Here is a 22,371-nt window from a genome sequence, read left to right as displayed (position 1 = left end):
TAATTATTATTAAGTTGTTTCATATAGGGTATATGTCAACTATTGTGCCAATATTTATAATTTAAGTTAACTTGTTGATATTTAAGTTTAAATTTAATATTTGTGAACTTTTTAAAGGTTGCATTTATGAGTATTGATGGTTGCGGTTTTTGCTAAAAGGTTGCAAGGGTGCGTTATTGCAACCTTGCTGTTTGGTGGCATGAAATAATGGAGCGAGAGATGTTAATGGTGATGCATAAATAGTATCTATTTTTTATTGTTTAAAAATTATTACACGGTATGTTTGGTAAAAATGTAATGACTGTATTTTTGTAGGGGCCACGCTTTGCCTTGGTATCCGAGCTAGTGACTGATAAACGCATCTTGATTGGTAACGGGTATAAAAGGCATTATCTTATGTGGTCAAACACAGTGTATAAAGTGCTGTAAATTGCTTCTTAAAAAATTAATTAATATTGCATTGCGTTTTTCCTACTCAACGGTGTGCTCAGTGGCACCGTATTACTTTCGCTTTGTTGAGGCGATAAGTAGAGTAGGAAATGGATTCTACTGCTAGCTATCCTTTACAGACCTCGCCTCTAGTTGGTTTTTGGGAAGAGATAATAAGTTAAGATCGTCAAGTATCATTAATACGCTAGGAACAATAATTGATGCTAACAACGTTGTTGCTAATAATCCAAATGCAATACTGGCGACAAGTGGAATTAGAAATTGAGCTTGCGTGCTTGATTCGGTTAACAGTGGTGTTAATCCTGCGAGTGTTGTTAGTGATGTGATAAATATTGCTCTAAAGCGAGCGCGTACTGCTTGTAAGCACGCTTCTGCTAAGCTAGTTGTCTTGATTGGTAACGGATATAGATGAGACTAGGTGGTGTGATTTATATTTCAGGCCAAAGTATGACTTTAGTAACATTAAAAGTAAGGAATAGTGAGGTCGGTTATATCCCCATTGCTAGGTGAGCGAATGGTTAATGAATACATATTAATTGGAAGTCAGTTTGAATTTAGCGCGTAGAAGAACATTGTCCTTGAAAAGGGGATGTATTATCTTAAAAAATAGTTAATTAAGAAGGCTATTTTTCACTTCAAAAATTAAGTAGAAAAATAGCCCTTTTAAAACATTACGCTAAACTTTCGGTCATCACTTGATCGATATAGCGTTCTTGTTTATCTATTTCACAACGAAATAGTGGTTTGAGGTGGTTTTCAGAGATTCGAACAACTGTTTCCATATTGTTCTTATATTCTTCTTCATCACAACGAAACTCAGTCGTCATCCATGTGTTGACTATTTCTTTCGCGATTTCTAAGCCGATAAGCTGAGAACCGATGCAAAGAATATTGGTGTTAGACTGAGAACGCGATAATTGTGCACATAAAGTATCTTGACATGCAGCAGCAAATAATCCGGTTATTTTATTTGCAATCAGCGCACTGTTAAAGCCAACACTATCGATAAAAATACCGCGATCAGCTTTCCCCTTTGATACTGCGATGGCTGCTGGATAAACATAACCAGGTAAATGCGATGCCTGTTGTTTATCAGCACTAAAGTCGATGACTTGATGACCTTGGCTTTGCAATAATAGTTTAACTTCTTCCTTTAAATTAAAACCTAACTGGTCACATGCGACTGCTATTATCATGATATAAATCTCCTACATTTGTACTTTTATTATTCCAGCGTTGCTACTTTCTTGAATCACAATCAGCCGAGAATTCCGCCATCATTGCTTCAACATCTTCAACCATGTTTGTATTACCACAGAAGAAGGGAACGCGTTGGTGTATCTCAGTGGGTTCAATATCTAGTATGCGTTGGAAACCATCGGTTGCTTTACCGCCAGCTTGTTCAACTAAGAATGCCATCGGATTACATTCATACAATAAACGTAACTTCCCATTAGGAGCAGAAGCCGTTGAAGGATAAATATAAATGCCACCTTTTAACATGTTACGGTGTACATCAGGTGCGAGTGAACCAATATAACGCGAGGTATAAGGACGTTTAGTCGGTTCATCAATTTCCTGACAGTATTTTAGGTATTTTTTAACACCTAAAGGAAACTTCAAATAGTTACCTTCATTGATTGAATAAATTGAACCATTATCCGGGAACGTAATATTTTCATGTGATAGGTAAAAAACACCAAGTGATGGATCACAGGTAAAACCGTGTACACCATTACCCGTTGTGTAGACAAGAATCGTGGATGAGCCATACATGACATAACCTGCAACAACTTGTTCACTGCCTGGTTGTAAAAAATCTTCTAATGTTGCCGGTTGACCAAGTGGGCTAATACGACGATAAATAGAGAAGATAGTGCCAACGGAAACATTAACATCCATATTTGATGAACCATCAAGTGGGTCCATCAAGACAACATATTTACAGTTATTACCGGTTTTTGTGTTAAAGATAACTTCTTCATCATCTTCTTCAGAAGCAATACCACAAACTTGACCACGTGCTTCAAGTGCGGCTTTGAATTTATCATTGGCAAATAAATCCATTTTTTGCTGGACTTCTCCCTGGATATTTTCGACACCCGTTGTACCGATAATATCAACTAATCCCGCTTTGTTGATCTCGCGATTAACAACCTTTGTTGCTAACTTTATTGCACCTAATAGTGCGGTTAATTCACCTGTAGCACCAGGATGTTCATTTTGTTTTTTAATGACGTATTCATCAAGCGTGATCATAATTATCTTATCCATGTCAGTTTTTAGAAGGACAAACACCAACGAATAATTAGAGTTTGTATTAAAGCTGAGTTAATTAAACTGTAACAAGTTTTCTGAGACTTAGATTACTTGGATCGATTATACAGAAATAATAATCGAGATATATAATAATACAAATAAAAGTTATCACAACTTTCATTTTTTGAGACGTAGGTACTTTTTTTATATTTTTTATTTATTATAGAGTGAACTATTGCACAGGTTTTCTAATCAATATGGCAAGTGAATCCAGTGATAATGTGATCTGTAATGATAAAGTACTTACTATATTTTATAGGGGTTTAGTGGGGTTTTGTTATATTTTAATGCTGTATTGAAGCGGTAGTTAAGATATCATTTTTTATCTATTTTACAAATCTTATTCTAATAGTGTCAATTTATATCATTATTATTAATCATACAAATAGAGTGGGTTGTTTACGTGGTGGATTAATACATTTATTAGCGTAAATTAATAAATGTTGCAGAGATTTATTTACCGTTTACGTTTTGTTAACTATCTGAAAGGATTACATTTATTCTGTAATACCCGTTTGTTATATATCGTAGTATGAAAATCACGCGATAATGTTGGCGATTTCATCACCTTTTACCTAGGTATCGATCTAGGGATGCTGTATACTCCGTGACCTTATTATTGTGAGCTATGTCTCAATGTTTGTTATTAACCCCTAGGAATATTCTCTTTGATCTCTACCTCTAATATCACAATGCAATTTGGCCCAGAGCCACTTTTTGAAAACATCTCAGCTAAATTTGGTAATGGCAATCGTTACGGGTTAATTGGGGCAAATGGATGTGGTAAATCCACATTTATGAAAATTCTCAGTGGGGCATTAACACCAACCTCTGGCAATGTTTCTATTACACCTGGATATAAAGTCGGGAACTTGAGTCAAGACCAGTTTGCGTTTGAGCAATATAGCGTAATTGATGCGGTGATCATGGGGGATACTGAGCTTTGGAAGGTGAAACAAGAAAGAGATCGTATTTACGCAAAACCAGAAATGACCGAAGCCGATGGTATGCGTGTTGGCGACCTTGAGAGTCAATTTGCAGAGATGGATGGTTACAGTGCTGAAAGTCGTGCGGGTGAAATCTTAATTGAAGCGGGTATAGAGGAATCTTTTCATTATGGATTAATGCAACAGGTTGCACCAGGGTGGAAATTACGAGTGCTACTCGCTCAGGCATTATTTGCAAATCCTGAAATATTATTACTTGATGAGCCGACCAATAACTTGGATATCCATACGATTGATTGGTTAGAAGGTGAATTAAATAAACGTAAATGTACCATGATCATTATTTCTCATGACCGTCATTTCTTAAATGCCGTTTGTACGCACATGGCGGATATCGATTATGGTGAATTACGTATCTATCCTGGTAATTATGAATATTTTTTAGAACAGTCTGCATTATTACGTGAACAACTATTGTCAGGGAATGCTAAAAAAGCAGCTGAAATTGATGAATTACAAGACTTTGTAAACCGTTTTGGTACAAATGCGTCTAAGGCCAAACAAGCCAGTTCGCGTGCTAAGAAAATGGAAAAAATTAAACTTGATGATGTGAAATCATCGAGCCGAATTGTCCCGTCCATTAGTTTTACACCAGGTAAAAAAATGCATCGTCAGGCACTTGTACTTGAAGAATTAGGGCATGGCTTTGATGAAGAATTATTATTCCAAGGTGGTGACCTTATTTTAGAAGCGGGTGCTAAATTGGCTATTATTGGCGAGAATGGTGTGGGTAAAACAACTTTCTTGCGTTGCTTAGTGAATGACCTCGAGCATAAACAAGGTGTGATTAAATGGTCTGAAAATGCATCGGTTGGTTATTGTCCACAGGATAGCAGTGCTGCCTTTGAAAATGATTTAACTTTAATGGAGTGGATGTCTCAATGGAGAAGACCCGAGCACAGTGATTTAATGGTGCGTGGTATGTTAGGGCGTCTTTTATTTACCGAAGATGATGCAAATAAAAAAGCGCGTAATTGTTCTGGTGGTGAAAAAAATAGATTGTTATTCGGTAAGTTAATGATGAGTGATATCAATGTATTAGTGATGGATGAACCGACTAACCACATGGATATGGAAGCGATTGAAGCATTAAATAATGCATTAAAAGATTTTGAAGGAACTTTGATTGTTGTCAGTCATGATCGCGCTTTTGTTTCTTCTTTAGCAACACGCATTATTGATATTAAAAATAAGCAAATAACTAATTTTCAAGGCACGCTAGACGAATATTTAGCAAACCAAAAAGAAGCGGCAAAAGTTGCTTAAGAAAGATAAGCAGATTGTGAATATACTTTCTGCTTTTTCTCACTAGGACATTTATGATTGATAATAAATTAAATAACCCTTTATATGGCTTAAAAATGGATCAGTTATTAACTGAAATTTCTGAACATTATGGTTGGCCACTATTAAGCGATGCATTACGTATTGAGCGTTTTCAATTTCATACGGGGATGAAATCGACGGTTAAATTCTTACGCAATTATCAATGGGCAAAGGATAAAGTTGAAAATTTTTATTTATATCAATTTAAGAATTTGCCTTGTCCCGATGATAAACAATTGGCTATTCCACCACGAGATCGCTTAATTCCCGTTGAACAGCAATGTGGTTCTCCTGTCGATATCACTGCAGAGGTGATTGAAGAGATTGACCGCGCAGCAAAATTAAGAATATACACGGATAATGCTGTAAGCCGTTTATCAAAAGAGCCTGCTTACGATCCGAGTAACCCTTGGAATGTGAAATAATATACCCGTTACTATTCAAGATGCAGAAATCAGCAAGACGAGAGGTGAGCAGATTCTAGGCATAAAGGTGAAGATCTAATGGGTTAAATCGAGACTTTATTATATATTTTGTCTGATCTATTTGCTTGATATCTGCTAACATCTTTGTCATTACATTAAAATGTCGGAGTGATAATGAGCAAAATAGAATCAGAACAGCAACTTTCCCCGAGTGGAACCGTCGATTCAGACAAATATACATTTCCTCAAATCTCACAAATAAATATTTATCCGGTTAAATCAATTACTGGTATTTCATTGTCTTCCTCATGGGTTGAGCAGCAAGGTTTAAGTTTTGACCGCCGTTTTATGGTGGCAGATATGAATGGTAAGATGGTTACGGCCCGTGATAATAATCAAATGGTGCGTATTAAATCGGCCTTACAAGCGAACGGATTAGTGCTGACTTATCCAGAATCAGATCCTCTGCATTTATCCTTTTCTGACTTTATGATGGAAGAAGTGAGTTGTAATGTGTGGGGCGATGAATTTCAAGCTTACGCAACTTCTGAAGCGGCTAATGCTTGGTTTACTTATATTATTGGTAAAAAAGTACAATTATTATTTACCGGTGAACAATCAAATCGCCAACGTGAGAAAATCCAAACCAATGTTAGTTTTGCCGACGGCTATCCGTTGTTATTGGTCAGTCAGAGCGCACTCGATGAACTGAATCAGCGTAGTCCTAAAACCCATACCATGGCACAATTTCGACCTAATATTGTTGTCGCTGGCACCAAAGCTTTTGCTGAAGATGGCTGGAAGCGCATTAAAATTGGTGAGGTTGAATTTGAAATTGTTAAACCCTGTGCACGTTGTGTTCTGACAACGGTGAATCCCGAAACGGCGATGCGTAGTGAGCAAAATGAGCCTTTGAAAACACTCTCTACTTTTCGTGCAGATGAAAGCGGCGGAATATTTTTTGGACAAAATGTGATAGCCAAAAATGAAGGAATGATTCGTCAAGGAGATAAAGTGATGGTGCTAGAAAGTAAAGCGAAAGAAGTTTATCCAGATACCAGTGGTGATGCCATTGAAGAAGAAACATTAAAGGCAATTACGATCAGTGTTAATGGTTATATGTTTGACGGAGATAACCAAGGCACATTGCTCGATCAAGCTGAACAGGCAGGTGTTGCTATCACCAGTAGTTGTCGTTCAGGTTTATGTGGTGCTTGTAAAATGACCCTTGAGTCTGGCAAAGTCGACCAGCCTGATATGCCGGCTTTATTCCCCGGTGAAATTGAAGAAGGTAAAGTATTAGCCTGTTGCTGTGTACCAAAATCAGATGTAGAGCTTGTAGATTAGCTAATAAATCTTATTGGAATTGAAGATAAAGCATGAACGGAATTGATGTTAGATACAGCTTATTTACGAAGGATAGAGGCTCCTTGTAAATAGCTTTTTTGGATCAGTTTTTAGTTTTTGCTTGTTGTTTTTTCTTTGGTACTTTTTACTGTTTGAGTTTCGATACGGGTTTGTTGAAACCAGAATCTTTTTCTACCGGTAGTTCGAGCCATTTAATTTCCTTTCATTGTATTATTGTGATGATTAAAAGTAGGCGATAACACCTACTTTATATGTCTAGACTAAAGTGCTACAACATTCGCTGCTTGTAGACCTTTTTGTCCTTGTTCTACTTCAAAAGACACTTTTTGGCCTTCTGCTAATGTTTTGAAACCTTCAGATGCAATCGCACGGAAATGTACAAAAACATCTTCTCCGCCGTTATCTTGAGAGATAAAACCAAAACCTTTAGACTCGTTAAACCATTTTACTGAACCAGTTGTATTAGACATGTGTGTCCCTTATATAAATTATAAAATATCGCGAAATAGCGAAGCGCTGGGAACGGAATTATTGAATGTTACGATGAAGCTTACGGAAACACTGAGGACAACAAATGATGATGTATCTGAGAGAAACTTGGACTTTATACTTTCATTAATAACTCTGAGTTGCAGAGCAGAACTGGATACTATCCTATAAAATAATAGATAGCTATCTATTATTTTAGTTATTTGTTATTTAAATAAACAAAATCAGCTTAATATTTCTCTTTTTGCTCAACCAACCATTGGCTAAACTGCGAAATGTGTTTACCTGTCGTTGCTGATAGGGTCATGATTTTTAGATTGGGATTTATTTGGTGTACATATTGGGTGCATATTTTTATGTTAAATTTCACATAGGGCAAAAGATCTATTTTATTAATAATTAGCAAATCAGCATTTTTGAAGATAGCTGGATATTTTAAAGGTTTGTCTTCTCCCTCGGTTACTGATAATACAACAATTTTAAGTGCTTCTCCTAAATCACAATTTGCAGGACAAATGAGGTTGCCAATGTTTTCTATAAATAGAAAGCTATTCGTCTCTATTGTTAAACCTTGGTAGGCTTTCTTTATCATTTGTGCCTGTAAATGGCTGCTTGTTTGCGTATTAATTTGAATCGCTTTTATGCCTGTTTTTTTAATGCGTTGTGTATCTAATTGTGTGTGTTGATCTGCAGTAATGACGGCTAATTGATGTTGGCTTTTCAAGCGTTTAATTAATTTTGTTAACAGGGTTGTTTTTCCTGAACCTGGGCTTGAAATAAGATTGATGGTAAAAATATTATCATGTTCAAACGTTTGACGATTATGATTGGCATAATAGGCATTATCAATAAGGTTTATTTTCCTTCTACGATATAATGGCAACTGACCTGGTGGACTGTTGTAGTAGGTTTGAGAGGGTTGATAAGTAAATATGTTGCTTGCATTTAGTTTATTGCAATCAATTGAGTCTCGCATAATATATTCCATGCTAAGTTATCTTTATTTACCTTCTATTTTAGTCAATATTTTCCATTTTATTATAAATAGTTGATGTTTTTAATGGGGTATTTTAAGTAAAAAAGTTAATTGATTGATAACAAAGAAATTATTATTGGTTAAATTTCTATCGAGTTCAAAAAATGTGTATTGCGATGACATTATCATTTTGTCAAATGACGAGAATAATTGTGCTTACTGTCTTTGCATTTTGGATAGTAACGGGTATATTAGTATTATCTTAATAACGTTTTCTAGAAATTCTCCTATCTACCATAAAAATATTACGAGGTAATCATGTCATCATTTAAAACGCGCTGTCCTTCATGCGGTGCAATGAATCGTGTTCCACAGGATAAAGTCAGTGATGCTGCGACTTGCGGTAAATGTAAAGCATCTCTGTTTGATGGTGCCCCAGTAGAAGCGACCGATAATAATATTGATGCTATTTTGTTTAGTGATAAGCCCGTTGTTATTGATTTTTGGGCTCCTTGGTGTCAGCCCTGTTTAGGGTTTGCGCCAACATATAAAGAAGTGGCTAAAGAAAGAAGCGGAGATGTTCGATTTTTAAAAGTAGATACTGAAGCGAATCAATCTATTGCAGGACATTATCAAATACGCAGTATTCCAACCATAATGGTGTTTAAAAATGGCCAGCGCGTCGATATGTTGAGTGGTGCGTTGTCGAAAAAGCAATTCGACGGATGGTTAGATAAAGCATTAACTAAATAATCTTAATTCGGGACTAAGGTTATTTAGCTTTAGTCTGATACAGGTTATTTTCTTTGATATATTGAGAAACACTGTCCGGTACTAAAAAATCAATACTCAGTTGATTATGAATCAGTTGACGAATGTAAGAGGATGAAATATCAAGCTGAGAAGTGTCTTGAAAGTAAATCTTACCATGGTCAAGAGTATGTAAATCTTGAATATTAATTGTTTGGCAATGGTCAATGACCTCTTGTATTGTGGTATTGAAATTAGGGTGCCATTGTGGTCGCTGACTCACCACAATATGACAATAGTCCAGTATCTCTTGCCATTTATACCAACTGTTAAAACTCAATAAAGAATCCATTCCCATTATAAAGCAGAGCGGTGTATTGGGATAAACTTGTTTCAGTTCTTTTAACGTATCAATGGTATAGCTGGCTTTATCTCGATTGAGTTCTCGTGTATCAATTTCCATCATGGGCTGAGATGCGATAGCAAGCTTTACCATGTCACTGCGTTGTAAGGAAGTACATTGAGTGCCAGATTTATGCGGTGCAATATGGTTTGGCATAAGAAAAAGTTTTTGTAATGATAAACGCTCACTTATTTCTAAGGCAGGGCGGAGATGACCAAAATGAATCGGATCAAAGGTGCCGCCTAAAAAGCCAATTGCTTGTCGTTGATTGGTCATAATTATCTACCTACAGTGCAACATTATAAAAATGAAGCGGTTAATGCTTCAAGTTTCAACCACTGATCCATATCATTCTCACTTTTGATAGCGATTTCCATTCCTGCACAATCAATGACTAATTTTTCTAATTGTTGTGTGTCTAAACGTTGCAGTGCATCGCCAATTATTTTCTGCTTCGCAGGCCATAATTTAGGTTTTTGTTGATTCAGTAATTGGTTCAATGGCGTATGCTTGCTCTGGTAATTTAGTTTAAGTAATTTTTGCAGTTCATTACCGAGGGTTGCTGTTAGTAAAAGCAATTCAGTGCCTTCCGCTTTTAATTGTTTCAAAATACGCACAGAACGCGCTTGCTGACCTTCTAGCAAACTATCTACCCATTGAAATAGACTAAAATGATTATGCGTTGTGATACTTTGTTCAACTTGTTGTAGCGTTAAGTGTTGCTTGGGATAAAGTAATGCTAATTTTTCAAATTCTTGTTTAGCAGCTAATAAATTACCTTCAAAATGAAGACAAAGATAATCAATAATATCTTTATCAGCATGCAGATCTAATGCTTTAAGACGTTGAAAAACCCATTGTGGGAAACGACTTGCTGGTGGCAAGTTGGTATTAATGTAAATACCTTGCTGTTCTAATGTTTTAAACCAAACGCTGCCCATTTGTTGGGTATTGAGTCGAGGGCCGTCAATCACTAATAAAATATCTGGATTTAAAAGCGGTGTGATTTCACGTATAAACGCAGTATTTTCCTTGGTTGTTTTGGTTAAACTTAGCTCAATAATCTTCTTATCTGAAAATAACGATAGTGAGGTAAACTCACTAAAAATCTGATCACTTGGGAATTTCCCATCCAAGCTAAAGGACATCTTTTCTAAATATCCCTGCGCCTTGGCAACTTGGTGAATCTGATCCTTTGCCTCTAAGCACAGCAAAGCTTCATCACCAAATATTAAACTGCAACTTGGTATTTGTTGTTTAAGGTGTTGCAATAATTGTTCAGGATAAATACGCACGGTTACTGACTTTTTCCTTCGGTCTCTTTATTGAGACTAAGCATTGTCGTAATAATATGATCTGCGGCAATACTGTGCATCTCTTCGGTAAGTAGCTCTTCTTCACGGGATTTAGCCAAGGCTTCTTCAGAGTCTTCAAGGAAGTCGCGATATAAGTTAAAGGAAAAATCCTGTGCAGGGTAACCCGGATCTTGAATAGAATAATCAAGGTTATAACTTAGTTCTTCTTCTGCATTTTCCGCCGTTACATATAATGAAATAATACGTGATGAACTGGAAACTCGACCGATTTTAAGGATGGTAACGTTATAAGCTGGGGTCTTTACAACTTCGATGCCAGCACCATGTAAACGCATTTCAACAAAGCGAACTAATTCTTTATTTTGAATACTACTTTGGATATATATTTTAGGGTATTTATCAGCCAATCCATTGTTATGTTTAAGGTGAAAACCACAGCCACTTAGTAAGATAAGTGAAAGTAGTATAAAACTTATTTTACGGTAATACGTTGCGATAAAAGAAAGGTTCATAGACAGGCCTTTATTTACTGAAATATCAATGAAAGCAGATTATTACCTACTTTCATTGATAGTCATAACGCCATTTAATGAATATTAAATGGCTGCTCTAAAACGGATGGTTAGTTCGCTACAATATTAAGTAGTTTACCAGGTACATAAATAATTTTACGCACAGTTTTTCCATCGGTAAATTTACTGACATTGTCATCGGCGAAGCCAAGCTTTTCAACAGCATCTTGTTGTGCATCCGCAGGGACAGTAATTTTTGCACGTAGCTTACCATTCACTTGAACAATGATAAGTTTCGAATCTTCAACTAATGCGCTTTCATCAACATTTGGCCAAGGTGTATTTAGTAACTCATCGTCTTGTCCTAAAGCCGTATATAACTCACCACAAATATGAGGCGTAATAGGAGAAAGTAACTTAACCGTTGCAACTAATGCTTCCTGAAGAATGGCACGATCTTGTTCATTTTCAGTCGGTGCCTTCGTTAATTTGTTCATTAACTCCATTACTGCTGCAATCGCTGTATTGAAGGTTTGGCGACGGCCAATATCGTCACTTACTTTTGCAATTGTTTTATGTAGCTCTCGGCGTAATGATTTTTGTGCATCATTGTGTGATTTAACATCAAGTGGAACAACGTCGCCAGCAGCAACATGTTCAAAACTTAATTTCCATAAACGTTTTAAGAAACGTAATGAACCTTCTAATGCTGAATCAGACCATTCTAATGTTTGGTCAGAAGGGGCGGCAAACATGATGAATAGACGAACACTATCGGCACCGTATTTATCGATCATTACCTGTGGGTCAATACCGTTATTTTTAGATTTAGACATTTTGCTCATGCCATCGTAAATAACGACTTTACCATCTTTGGTTTTGGCGGAAATGATTTTACCTTTTTCATTGGTTTCAGTATCAACATCGTTAGGTGATACCCAAACTTTACCGCCTTTCTCATCTTCATAGTAATAAGCATCTGCTAATACCATGCCCTGAGTTAGTAATTTCTTGAACGGTTCGTCACAGTTAACTAAACCAAAATCACGCAATAATTTATGGAAGAAGCGAGAGTATAAAAGATGCAAAATAGCATGCTCGATACCACCGATGTATTGATCAACCGGTAGCCAGTAATTTGCTTTTTCTGGATCAAGCATCATATCGTCGCTTTGTGGTGAACAATAACGTGCGTAGTACCAGCTTGATTCCATAAAGGTATCAAAAGTATCTGTTTCATGGAAAGCTGGTTGACCATTATAAGTTGTTTTTGCCCATTCAGGATCGGCTTTGATAGGCGATGTAATGCCATTCATCTGTACATCTTCAGGTAGTACAACCGGTAATTGGTCTTCAGGGACAGGCACAACGCTACCATCTTCCAGGTTTAACATTGGAATAGGTGAGCCCCAGTAACGTTGACGAGAAACACCCCAGTCACGTAGACGGAAGTTAACTTGACGCTTACCTTTATTTTCACTGACTAGTTTAGCTTCTACCGCATCGAAGGCAGCGGTAAAATCTAGGCCATCAAATTCACCTGAATCAAAACAAATACCTTTTTCAGTGTAGGCTTCAACAGAAACATCAACGTCACTATCAGCTGGTTTAATCACGGCTTTAATATCAAGGCCGTATTCTTTTGCAAATTCATAATCACGTTGGTCATGAGCGGGGACTGACATAACCGCGCCTGAGCCGTAACCCATTAATACAAAATTTGCAGTCCAAATTGGCACTTCTTTACCCGTAATAGGGTGAATAGCTTTAAGGCCTGTATCAACACCTTCTTTTGCCATGGTGGCAATATCAGCTTCAGCCAATTTAACGTTTTTACATTTTTCACAGAATGCCGCTAAAGTCGGATTGTTTTTCGCTGCTTCAAGTGCAAGAGGATGTTGTGCTGCAACGGCAACATAAGTTACCCCCATTACAGTGTCTGGACGGGTTGTGTAAACGGAAAATGATTCATCACTTCCGCTTACTGTAAAGTCCATTTCAATACCTTCAGAACGACCAATCCAGTTGCGTTGCATTGTACGCACTTGTTCAGGCCATTCTTCAAGTTGATCTAAATCGTCTAATAATTCTTGTGCGTATGCAGAAATGCGAATAAACCATTGTGGGATTTCTTTTTGTTCAACCAAAGCACCAGATCGCCAACCGCGACCATCAATAACTTGTTCATTTGCAAGTACAGTTTGGTCAACGGGATCCCAGTTTACCGTCGCCATTTTTTTATACACTAAATCTTTTTCAACTAATTTAGTAAAGAACCATTGCTCCCAACGATAATATTCAGGTTGGCAAGTCGCTAATTCACGATCCCAATCATAACCAAAACCGAGTTGTTTTAGCTGTTTTTTCATATATTGAATATTTTCATAAGTCCAACCAGCAGGTGCGGTGTTATTTTTGATCGCTGCATTTTCGGCAGGTAGACCAAATGCATCCCAACCCATTGGTTGCATCACATTTTTACCCTGCATGCGTTGGAAACGAGATACAACATCACCAATGGTGTAGTTACGTACGTGACCCATATGCAATTTGCCACTTGGATAAGGGAACATTGACAGGCAGTAGTATTTTTCTTTTGAGGGATCTTCGATGGCTTTAAATGATTGGTTTTCGTCCCATTGTGTTTGAAATTTGTTTTCAATCTCTTTTGGATTATATAACTCTTGCATATTCAGTCTGCCTGCAATAAAAAATGAAATAATAAATAATGCGTAAGGATACAGGAGCAACGAGGTGGCAACAATAACTATACCCAAACATTTTGTCTTACTCTTTTAAACAATTTGAATTTTTTGGCAACAATACTGTCTTATTTGTGAAGAATCGTTAAATTTCATGGAGTTTTTGGTGATTGTTTAATAAAAAGATGACCTTATTCGATTGATGATTTAACCTAGAGTGGGGATAATGTGAGCAGGGATTGATTCACAAATAACCGATAGCATTTTTAATATTTTAATATAAATAACAGTGACTTCACTAGATGCTATTGCCAAAAAACGTGTAGGAGAGCAGGATGAGCACAAAAAACAGCAATTTATTCTTAGAAAAGGATGAAATTGATCTGCTTTCTGAAATTATGCTAACTCACGATGATGATAATACAAAGGAACTCGACTTTAGTTTGCACTCTTCAGCTAAGGGGGAAACCTTGTTATCGCAATTAGGCCAAGCCAATACATTACAGCTATCTGCACAATACGATAATCACCATATTGTATTTCCCGTACACATTCATACCGGCGATTTTTCCGAATTAAAAATGACCCTTAGGGCGCCAGAAATTTTTGAAACAGGCAAAACACGTCGAGCTTGGCGTTTAACGACTAACGATAAAAAAGCGTATCTGGTGAATAAACACGGAGAACAACAACGCTTTCAAATAGAAGATCTTTCTGCCACGGGTATTTCTTTTTTAGTTGATCCAAATATCCAAAGTGAATTTCCCGAAGTACTTGATGATGTTTTTATCCAACTTCCTAATGGGAAGCAACTTGCTATTTCCGGATTACAGATTAGCCGAGTTGACGAAAGAGTCGTTGCATATTCCATTAGTGAAAGGATCGATAAAAGTGCCTTAGATTCTCTGTATGAATATTTATTTGAATGCCATGCAGAAGAGTTTCCCGAGGCACATATTAATATGCCGGTGTAAAACCCCGCTAATATTGATGGTTATTTCAACCGTTTGCTGATAAAAACAGCAAACGGTTTTTTTTTGCCAATTTACTCTTTACAAGTAAAGTCGATAGTCGCTATTATTCATCTCGTTCGGAGGGGTGGCAGAGCGGCTGAATGCACTGGTCTTGAAAACCAGCGAGGGTTAATAGCTCTCCGTCGGTTCAAATCCGACCTCCTCCGCCACATTAAAGAAAAAACCCACTGATTTCAGTGGGTTTTTTCTTATCTACAGTATTAAAATCAATTCTATAGTTAGATTTCCCATAAATAAACAATTATTAGTTGTTTAGTTTTAGCATGACTTCAAACATTACACAATACATCATTAAATAATCAGTATTTAATATCCTTTCCTGTTCATTTCATTATAATTAATTCTTTATTATTAACTTGTTATAGGTATATAACTAAGAAAGGATTTATATGGGAGAGTTATCAAGAAAAATTGGTGAAAAAGGAGAGAAATTAGTTTCTGAATTTCTTTCTATTATTGGTTGGGGGGATTTTCAGGATGACGAGTCTATCAATTGTCATTCACCTAGCAAGCATAAACGTGCAAGTGCACAAAAAGAAAGAACCACGCACGGTATAGATGCTTTTTTTTCATCAAGGTCTCAGCTACAAGATTTTACTCTAGAAAATATCATATTATCTGTTAAATATACAAATAGTGCCTACCCTGTAAATCCTTCCTCTAAGTTTAAGGAACACTTAAAAGATTTAGCCGAAACAGTAGAATGTTTTATGAAATCAGATCTTAGAGCACAAAATAATGAAGACTATGAAATGTCGGGGATTGAGAAAGCTAATGATACAGGGGTTCTTTTTTGGCTATCTAACCATAAAGAATCGGAGCAAGATATCGTTAGTAAAGTTTCCAATATTAACCTTGATAAAACATTGAATTTTTCAACGATACATATCGTTGACAATAGTAGAGCCGCCTTTATTTATAACTCTATAAATTATATACGAAATAATTTTAGAGAATCTGATTACTATTTTCATTATGCTTTTAGCTCATCTAATTATAAGGATCCTGAAATTGCAAAATATGGTAGTGTTCTGCCTGTTGAGTATTTAACTTCAAATATTATCCCTTTTAGGCTAATTGATCGCTCTAATAAAAAAGTTTCTTTTTGTGTAGCAAGTCGAGAAGATTTTTCAGAAGAAACAATTAATAGATTATTATATCTAGTAAGTGATGTATCTCAAGATTTCACTGGTGATTTCGTCTTTTTATTTCCTGAGTATGATCCATTGAAAGATGATCCTGTGCTAAAAAGAGCTAAGCGTTTGAAAAATGATAAACATAAATCTCTCAACATTGTAGTTAAGTCTTATATCAATGATTTTAGGAATTTAATTAATGAATAAAAAATATTTATTACCATATGGAGATGCATTAAGAGAGTTTTTAAATGATTCTGGGATATCGAAGTCTGATTTAAGAACTATCGTAAGAAAGAGAGGGATCTTTGTTTCCCTAGAAGAAAAAATATCATATATACCGATATTGGTGCGAACAGGCATTACCCCATTAGAATTAATTGAACTTAATGAAAATTTGAAAGTAAGGGAAGCTAATCCTAAAAGACAAACACAATCAATAAAATGTGAAAGTGATAGCTCTTCTTTAATGGTAGCAATACCTACCGATTATAAAATAAATGATGTTGTAAAGAAGGAATTTTCAAATTATAAATTATTAGGAAATCCAGCTTTTAAAACAGTCGAAAATGATAGTAATCACATTGAATTAGATTTTAGCATAGAGCGTTATGATTACACGCAAAGTTGGAATAAAAATACTTCTCAATTTACAGGGAAGGTGAAATTTAGAAAAAAAGATGACACTTTGGATATTAATATAAGCCTTTCGCATACTTCGGAAGAGACCAAAGAAGTTGCAAACAAAATTGCATCTGACTTTATAAAAAAATTAAAAGATGCAGGTTGTGTAAAAAATACTGAAAAAGTAAAAAAAATTCACTTCAAAGATTTTACAAATGAAAGCCGAATTAATTTTTTTCAAGATTTAAGCCAAAAGCAAATGGCGTATGAGTTATATTTTAAAGATACTAAGGATATCGGCTTTTGTCCTGATACATCTATGGATTTTCCTGATGAGATATCCTGGATGCAAGAAAAAGTTCAAAACCTCGTTATTCAAGGGAAAAAATTACATTCAACTTTTTTTATTAAAAAGAAAGAATTACATAAACATATTCAGATGCATAAGGTAGAAGCTTCTTATACGTTTGATTTTAGTGATTATAATGGAACATGTAGTATTTCTTTTGAGTTCCCCGATTTTGTCGCTAAAGGAGCCTTAGACGCAGAGCTTTTGATACGTGTAAGTGGGGTTAAATTTAAAGAAAATAAAACAGGAATAACTCAAAGCAAAATGAAAGAAGTTTTATTGAGTCAACTAGAAGAGTCGAAGCTTACTTTATATAAGCAATATTCAACTATTGATAATATAAACAGTTTACCAAAATAGTAAATTGAGTCTTGTTTAAGGCTTTACATATAATTTGACTTCCTCCATATATATGATTTCCTGACTATATTGTAAGTTTCAGGCCGGGTGCCCCGATCTACTTGATTTTCTACAAAAATAGAAATTAGTAAACTAATTTAAAGGATTAAAAAATTAAAGATCGCTAGTTATTTTCCACATTGAATTTGGATAACTAAAAGGGATTTTTATGAAAAATAATAAAGAGATAAAAACAGAAAGAAAAAGGATCAATATTCGATTAGATGATCCAGTTTTTGATGAATTACAAGATCTAAAAAAGATTGGTAAGTTCAATAGTTGGGAAGCTGTTATTTTATTTCTGATGATTGAAAAGAAAGGCTTGAAAAAGGTTTATATTGATCAAGAAGGGTATTTTGCAAGAGTGTTCAATCACTTGAACAAATACGCTAATAACTTAAATCAACTGGCTAAAACAGCGAATGAAAACGGTCAAATTGATAATTCTGAATTAAATAAAATGCGTGAGTTTTTAATGCAGGTATTAAAGCCAAAAACTACTTTAATAAAAAAGTGATTCCTTTCTATAATGGGAGGAATAAATAATATATGGCTATATTCACATTAGCCCACAAAGGTAAGAATTTATGACAATTAAGAAACGTTGTTCGTTATAACAGTAAAAACAAAAAAGGCTTTAATTCAGATATAAACCCTCGCTTGATCGGTGTGTATTCAAATAGCGGTTATTTTATAAATATTGATGATGGAAACGAGTCTAAACAGCTTGTAGATAACTTTATTTTATCCGCTGATACAAATGCTTAATTATCTACTAACCTCCGCCAAAAATACCTGTATGTGCATTCTGTAATATCTTTCTCTTTTGAAGATGATACAAAATTAGGAGTGAAAAAAGTAACAGAACTTGCAATTGAAACCGCTAGATAATACGATTCTTATTTTGATGATTTGTCGTATATGCTATGGCCACAAATTAACAGTGGTAAGCTTCATTTTCGCCTTGTAAAATGCTATTTATATGAGCAAGGAAAGTATTTTAAACAGTCTTTTTCAATGAAAAAAATGAATAGTTCAGCTCAAAAAATAGAGACAAAACATAAGCTAATTTTTACGGGCAAAAACGATCCAAACAACTATATTTGAAAACCTATCCATTTTTATCCTATTCTATTTTTTAGTGCCAATGTTGCTGACTATTTTTTATCGCCTTGGTGAGAAGTATTGGCTGTGCAATTATTATAAAATCATATAATACCAATCGTAATAATTAGCAGATCTATTTTGCTGGTTAAAATAGTTTATTTCTTTGTTGAAAGTTTCGTTAAGGGAACAATTACATCAACTTTCGCCTCAAACTAAACCATTTTTCCAGCGCAAAATTTAGATCACATATTTAATACAATTGGTATAACCTTTTTGATTTGACCAAAGTGACCTGGTCAACTTAATTCGGTCACCCTAGTTAAGTTCTTTAAGCTACTTCTTTTAATGGTTTACCCATACGCTCAAATGCATTGGGACTTTGATAATTTAGGTATGAATGCATCCGCTGGCTGTTGTACCACATCGTGATGTAATTCAATACATCTTGCTGACCTGCATAGCGTGTTCGGTAATTGCGCCAATGGACTCTCTCTTGTTTTAAGCTACCGAAAAAGCTTTCTGCTACTGCATTATCCCAGCAACATCCTTTTTTGCTCATACTGCCTACAAACTTATGTGCTGGTACAAAGTTAACCTAAATCATAAAATTCTTCTTTTACTTTGCCCATTCGGTTGGTAAAAATAAAAATGAGTATCAGCTTTTATGAGAGAAAATATGACAAAGAAGCGTAAGTCTAGTTTGTTGAGTAAGGTTTGGTATATTTTATGGCGTTTAGCTTTACTCATGGTGTTAATTGTATTGTTATTTCGGTTTGTCCCTTTGCCGACGACTGCGTTTATGTTGCAGAGCCCTTATCCTGTGACACAAAAATGGATAAGCATTGATAAACTACCGTCATCGATGCCATTGGCGGTTGTGGCATCGGAAGATCAACGTTTTCCTGAGCATATTGGTGTTGATTTTACCGCGATTATTAATGCTATTGAGCAATATAGTGATGGCGATGGTTTGCGTGGCGCAAGTACTATCACACAGCAAACGGCAAAGAATATTTTTTTATGGTCTGGCCGAAGTTTTATTCGTAAAGGATTAGAAGTTGGTTTAGCATTCAGTCTCGAAGGGCTTTGGGGGAAGCGACGTATTTTAGAAGTGTATTTAAATGTCGCTGAATTTGGTAAGGGGATTTATGGTGTTGAGGCTGCTAGCCGCCATTACTATGGGAAATCGGCGAGTCAACTTACAACTCGCCAAGCAGCGCAATTAGCGGTGTTATTACCCAGTCCCAAAACACGTGATCCGCGAAATTTGACCGCAAATCTTAATCTTCGTGTTACCTGGATTGAACGACAAATGCGTCAGCTTGGTACCGATTATTTAAAATCTATTTTAGAAGAATGATCCCCATTGCGATTTAAAAGATGTTATTGCATCTTGAATGGCAGTGAGAAAATAAAAAAAGGCACGGTTTATAGGCCCACCTGTAAAATTCAACCAATCACAAAAAGCCCTCGGGGGAACATAGTTGAGGGATTTAACGCTTTAATTAAGTTGATTGTGTAGTTTATTATCGATAGAAAAGCGTCCACCACCTTGAATGGTAAGTGCGAGGGTCGCTGCTAATAATGTAAGCGCATATTCAATACCATTGTTACTGATAAATAATCCATTACCAATATGTACGCTAAAGATTGCGATGAGCATCGTGAAGGCACAGAGTAATGCGGCTGGACGTGTTAACAAACCTAATATTATGGCTAAGCCACCAAAGAATTCCGCACTTCCTGCCAATAATGCCATTAGGAAACCTGGCTCAAGGCCAATGCTTGCCATCCATTGTCCGGTGCCAGTTAACCCATAGCCGCCAAACCAACCAAATAGTTTTTGTGCACCATGAGCTACAAGCACCGTACCAACGGGCAGTCGAATTGCTAAAGAGCCTAATCCATCATGGGACTGCAGTATTTTGTTTAGGAATTGTGTATTCATTTTTTATCCTTGTTATTTATCTTGTTTAACTGATTTAGATTGAAAATAAGTTTACTGTTCTATCTTTAAATGATAAAGATCGGTTTCGTTGGGGTATTGCCAATAAATTGTTGGTAATTGTTAAGGGGATGCTGGTGGATAAACTCGATACGATGAAGGCCTTTCTTACTGTTTCAAGTGAAGGGAGCTTTACTAAGGCTGCAGAAAAATTAGGGACGTCAAATCAACTGGTGAGTAAGTATGTTTCACATTTAGAAGCGCATTTAGGTGTTCGGTTATTTAATCGAACAACGCGGAAAGTTCGTCTGACGGAAGAAGGGGAGCAGTGTATCGAGCATGTTCAACATATACTTGAGAGTATTCAGGATATGGAAGGCGGTTTGGGACAATTTAAGCACGAAGCTCAGGGAGTATTGAGGATAAATGCGCCTGTTTCCTTTGCAACCAGGCATTTAGCACCTTTGCTCAGAGATTTTAAGGGTGTGAATCCTGCTGTTGGTATTAATTTACAGTTAAATGATCGCAAAATTGATGTGATTGAAGAAGGCTTTGATGTAGCGTTACGTATTGGCCAATTGAAAAGCTCATCATTGATTGCAAAACGTATTGCGCCAATTCGATTGGTGGTTTGCGCATCACCGGATTATCTAAACAGAAACGGTATACCTCAACATCCAGATCAACTGATTCCTGAACATTTTCTACATTATAGTTACATGGAATATAATCAGCCGCAGCTGCCATTAATGAATGCGTTAAAACGTTCAATCAAAGAGCAGCGTCCGAGTATGTCGTGTAACAATGGCGATATTCTTGTTGAAGCTGCGATTGGGGGAGAAGGTTACCTATTACAGCCTACATTTATTGTTGGTGAAGCGATAAAGCAAGGTAAGTTAACCATTATTCTTGACGATTATGAACCCGATTTAATGGGGTTGTATGTGGTGTATCCTCATCGAAAACTTATCGCTAATAAACTGAGTGTTTTTATTGATTTTATCAGTGATTATTATGGCGAATTGCCTTATTGGGATAGGTTTTAATTGCGAATAAGTACATATTCTATTATTGGTGAATCATTCTCTGCTTGTATTTTTAGTGTGGTACGGACTTGGAAGAGGGATAAATTAAATCATCTGTAAATACAATTGTTTATAAAATGATAGCTTTGTGTCTATTTGCTATGCAAACTAAAGTTTTTCATTATTTTTAACAGTTAATGCTTTACAAATGAACCCGTTAGTCTGTATTATGCACGTCGTTCGGAGGGGTGGCAGAGCGGCTGAATGCACTGGTCTTGAAAACCAGCGAGGGTTAATAGCTCTCCGTCGGTTCAAATCCGACCTCCTCCGCCAAATAAGAAAAAAGGCTTCTCATTGAGAAGCCTTTTTTCGTTTCTGACTTTTTATATCTTATTGCCCTACGGGTCACTCGTTCAAATATTAATACTGTATTGCAGCATTCCTTTATCTTTCGATATATACCCGTTACCAATCAAGATGCGCTTATCAGTCACTAGCTCGGATACCAAGGCAAGGCGTAACATGATGACCTTTCGAGCGATTAACTGCGTTAATCCTCTATCGGTAGATGTAAAAACAAGACTTTACATCTTTAATGGCTAGTCCTTATCGAAAGTTATAACGCAGTATTGCCATGGTTTATAAGAAACGAGCTAGTGACCCGCAGGGCAAGACGAGAGGCAAACATCTTCATTGTTATAAAGTCTCG

General features: G+C 36.0%; 20 protein-coding genes, 2 tRNA genes and 1 pseudogene. 12 read left to right on the top strand and 11 right to left on the bottom strand.

What is annotated here, in order from left to right; all coding sequences use genetic code 11:
- Positions 1–552 precede the first annotated feature (552 nt).
- From ACR30L_RS13265 to fbp, 3 genes are all read right to left on the bottom strand, one after another.
- On the bottom strand, positions 553–843 hold the full coding sequence (locus ACR30L_RS13265) for an efflux RND transporter permease subunit (RefSeq protein ID WP_435237910.1): 291 nt from the start codon (positions 841–843) through the stop codon (positions 553–555).
- 278 nt (positions 844–1,121) lie between these two features.
- A complete protein-coding gene (locus tag ACR30L_RS13260) occupies positions 1,122–1,646 on the bottom strand; it encodes an RpiB/LacA/LacB family sugar-phosphate isomerase (protein ID WP_435234724.1) in 525 nt (174 codons plus the stop codon).
- Between the two features lie 43 nt (positions 1,647–1,689).
- Positions 1,690–2,709 carry a class 1 fructose-bisphosphatase gene (gene fbp, locus ACR30L_RS13255; RefSeq protein ID WP_435234723.1) on the bottom strand — a complete coding sequence of 340 codons (1,020 nt, stop codon included), beginning with the start codon at positions 2,707–2,709 and terminating at the stop codon, positions 1,690–1,692.
- Between the two features lie 728 nt (positions 2,710–3,437).
- On the opposite strand from fbp, the gene ACR30L_RS13250 reads away from it, so the two are divergent.
- From ACR30L_RS13250 to ACR30L_RS13240, 3 genes are all read left to right on the top strand, one after another.
- Positions 3,438–5,042: an ABC-F family ATPase gene (locus ACR30L_RS13250; protein WP_435234722.1), complete on the top strand. Its 1,605-nt coding sequence runs from the start codon at positions 3,438–3,440 to the stop codon at positions 5,040–5,042.
- Positions 5,043–5,095: 53 nt separating this feature from the next.
- Entirely contained in the window at positions 5,096–5,527 is a 432-nt protein-coding gene (locus ACR30L_RS13245) for a VF530 family DNA-binding protein (RefSeq protein ID WP_435234721.1), read from the top strand.
- Between the two features lie 174 nt (positions 5,528–5,701).
- The gene (locus tag ACR30L_RS13240; RefSeq protein WP_435234720.1) at positions 5,702–6,874 is read left to right on the top strand and encodes a YcbX family protein; all 1,173 of its coding nucleotides are present in this window, start codon (positions 5,702–5,704) and stop codon (positions 6,872–6,874) included.
- Between the two features lie 281 nt (positions 6,875–7,155).
- Here ACR30L_RS13240 and cspE read toward each other — a convergent pair whose 3' ends face one another.
- Positions 7,156–7,365, bottom strand: a complete 210-nt coding sequence (gene cspE, locus ACR30L_RS13235) for a transcription antiterminator/RNA stability regulator CspE (RefSeq protein ID WP_435234719.1) — start codon at positions 7,363–7,365, stop codon at positions 7,156–7,158.
- A gap of 248 nt (positions 7,366–7,613) precedes the next feature.
- On the bottom strand, positions 7,614–8,360 hold the full coding sequence (gene hypB / locus ACR30L_RS13230) for a hydrogenase nickel incorporation protein HypB (protein ID WP_435234718.1): 747 nt from the start codon (positions 8,358–8,360) through the stop codon (positions 7,614–7,616).
- 318 nt (positions 8,361–8,678) lie between these two features.
- On the opposite strand from hypB, the gene trxC reads away from it, so the two are divergent.
- Positions 8,679–9,113, top strand: coding sequence for a thioredoxin TrxC (gene trxC / locus ACR30L_RS13225; RefSeq protein ID WP_435234717.1), 435 nt, complete (start codon positions 8,679–8,681; stop codon positions 9,111–9,113).
- A gap of 19 nt (positions 9,114–9,132) precedes the next feature.
- Here trxC and nadD read toward each other — a convergent pair whose 3' ends face one another.
- From nadD to leuS, 4 genes are all read right to left on the bottom strand, one after another.
- Positions 9,133–9,789 (bottom strand): nicotinate-nucleotide adenylyltransferase, encoded by a 657-nt coding sequence (gene nadD, locus ACR30L_RS13220; RefSeq protein WP_435234716.1) that lies wholly within the window; start codon positions 9,787–9,789, stop codon positions 9,133–9,135.
- A 23-nt stretch (positions 9,790–9,812) separates the two neighbouring features.
- A complete protein-coding gene (gene holA / locus ACR30L_RS13215) occupies positions 9,813–10,808 on the bottom strand; it encodes a DNA polymerase III subunit delta (protein WP_435234715.1) in 996 nt (331 codons plus the stop codon).
- 2 nt (positions 10,809–10,810) lie between these two features.
- Positions 10,811–11,341 (bottom strand): LPS assembly lipoprotein LptE, encoded by a 531-nt coding sequence (gene lptE, locus ACR30L_RS13210; RefSeq protein ID WP_435234714.1) that lies wholly within the window; start codon positions 11,339–11,341, stop codon positions 10,811–10,813.
- Between the two features lie 110 nt (positions 11,342–11,451).
- Positions 11,452–14,031 (bottom strand): leucine--tRNA ligase, encoded by a 2,580-nt coding sequence (gene leuS / locus ACR30L_RS13205; protein ID WP_435234713.1) that lies wholly within the window; start codon positions 14,029–14,031, stop codon positions 11,452–11,454.
- 347 nt (positions 14,032–14,378) lie between these two features.
- Between leuS and ACR30L_RS13200 the strand changes: the two genes are divergently transcribed.
- The 5 genes from ACR30L_RS13200 (at position 14,379) to ACR30L_RS13180 (ending at position 18,102) form a co-directional block, all read left to right on the top strand.
- On the top strand, positions 14,379–15,017 hold the full coding sequence (locus ACR30L_RS13200) for a hypothetical protein (protein ID WP_435234712.1): 639 nt from the start codon (positions 14,379–14,381) through the stop codon (positions 15,015–15,017).
- Positions 15,018–15,135: 118 nt separating this feature from the next.
- A tRNA-Ser gene (locus tag ACR30L_RS13195) sits at positions 15,136–15,226 on the top strand.
- Positions 15,227–15,466: 240 nt separating this feature from the next.
- Positions 15,467–16,420, top strand: a complete 954-nt coding sequence (gene gapS4a, locus ACR30L_RS13190) for a GapS4a family protein (protein WP_435234711.1) — start codon at positions 15,467–15,469, stop codon at positions 16,418–16,420.
- Entirely contained in the window at positions 16,413–17,546 is a 1,134-nt protein-coding gene (gene gapS4b / locus ACR30L_RS13185) for a GapS4b family protein (protein WP_435234710.1), read from the top strand. Before gapS4a ends, gapS4b begins: the two co-directional genes overlap by 8 nt.
- A 208-nt stretch (positions 17,547–17,754) precedes the next feature.
- On the top strand, positions 17,755–18,102 hold the full coding sequence (locus ACR30L_RS13180; RefSeq protein ID WP_435234709.1) for a hypothetical protein: 348 nt from the start codon (positions 17,755–17,757) through the stop codon (positions 18,100–18,102).
- Between the two features lie 918 nt (positions 18,103–19,020).
- On the opposite strand, the pseudogene ACR30L_RS13175 reads toward ACR30L_RS13180, so the two are convergent.
- Positions 19,021–19,272: pseudogene (locus ACR30L_RS13175) on the bottom strand (IS3 family transposase); the annotation flags it as partial.
- 96 nt (positions 19,273–19,368) lie between these two features.
- Between ACR30L_RS13175 and mtgA the strand changes: the two are divergent.
- On the top strand, positions 19,369–20,052 hold the full coding sequence (gene mtgA, locus ACR30L_RS13170) for a monofunctional biosynthetic peptidoglycan transglycosylase (RefSeq protein ID WP_435234708.1): 684 nt from the start codon (positions 19,369–19,371) through the stop codon (positions 20,050–20,052).
- A 141-nt stretch (positions 20,053–20,193) separates the two neighbouring features.
- On the opposite strand, the gene ACR30L_RS13165 is transcribed toward mtgA, so the two are convergent.
- Positions 20,194–20,640: a DoxX family protein gene (locus tag ACR30L_RS13165; protein WP_435234707.1), complete on the bottom strand. Its 447-nt coding sequence runs from the start codon at positions 20,638–20,640 to the stop codon at positions 20,194–20,196.
- A 134-nt stretch (positions 20,641–20,774) separates the two neighbouring features.
- Here ACR30L_RS13165 and ACR30L_RS13160 point away from each other — a divergent pair, with 134 nt between their 5' ends.
- Together ACR30L_RS13160 and ACR30L_RS13155 are read left to right on the top strand one after the other, a co-directional pair.
- Positions 20,775–21,683 (top strand): LysR family transcriptional regulator, encoded by a 909-nt coding sequence (locus ACR30L_RS13160; RefSeq protein ID WP_435234706.1) that lies wholly within the window; start codon positions 20,775–20,777, stop codon positions 21,681–21,683.
- Positions 21,684–21,904: 221 nt separating this feature from the next.
- A tRNA-Ser gene (locus tag ACR30L_RS13155) sits at positions 21,905–21,995 on the top strand.
- The last annotated feature ends 376 nt before the right edge of the window (positions 21,996–22,371 follow it).

The organism is Psychromonas saccharinae (genome assembly GCF_051201515.1).
GTDB lineage: Bacteria > Pseudomonadota > Gammaproteobacteria > Enterobacterales > Psychromonadaceae > Psychromonas.
The sequence above is the reverse complement of the archived record's forward strand: the minus strand, read 5'-3'. Positions and strand labels throughout refer to the sequence as shown.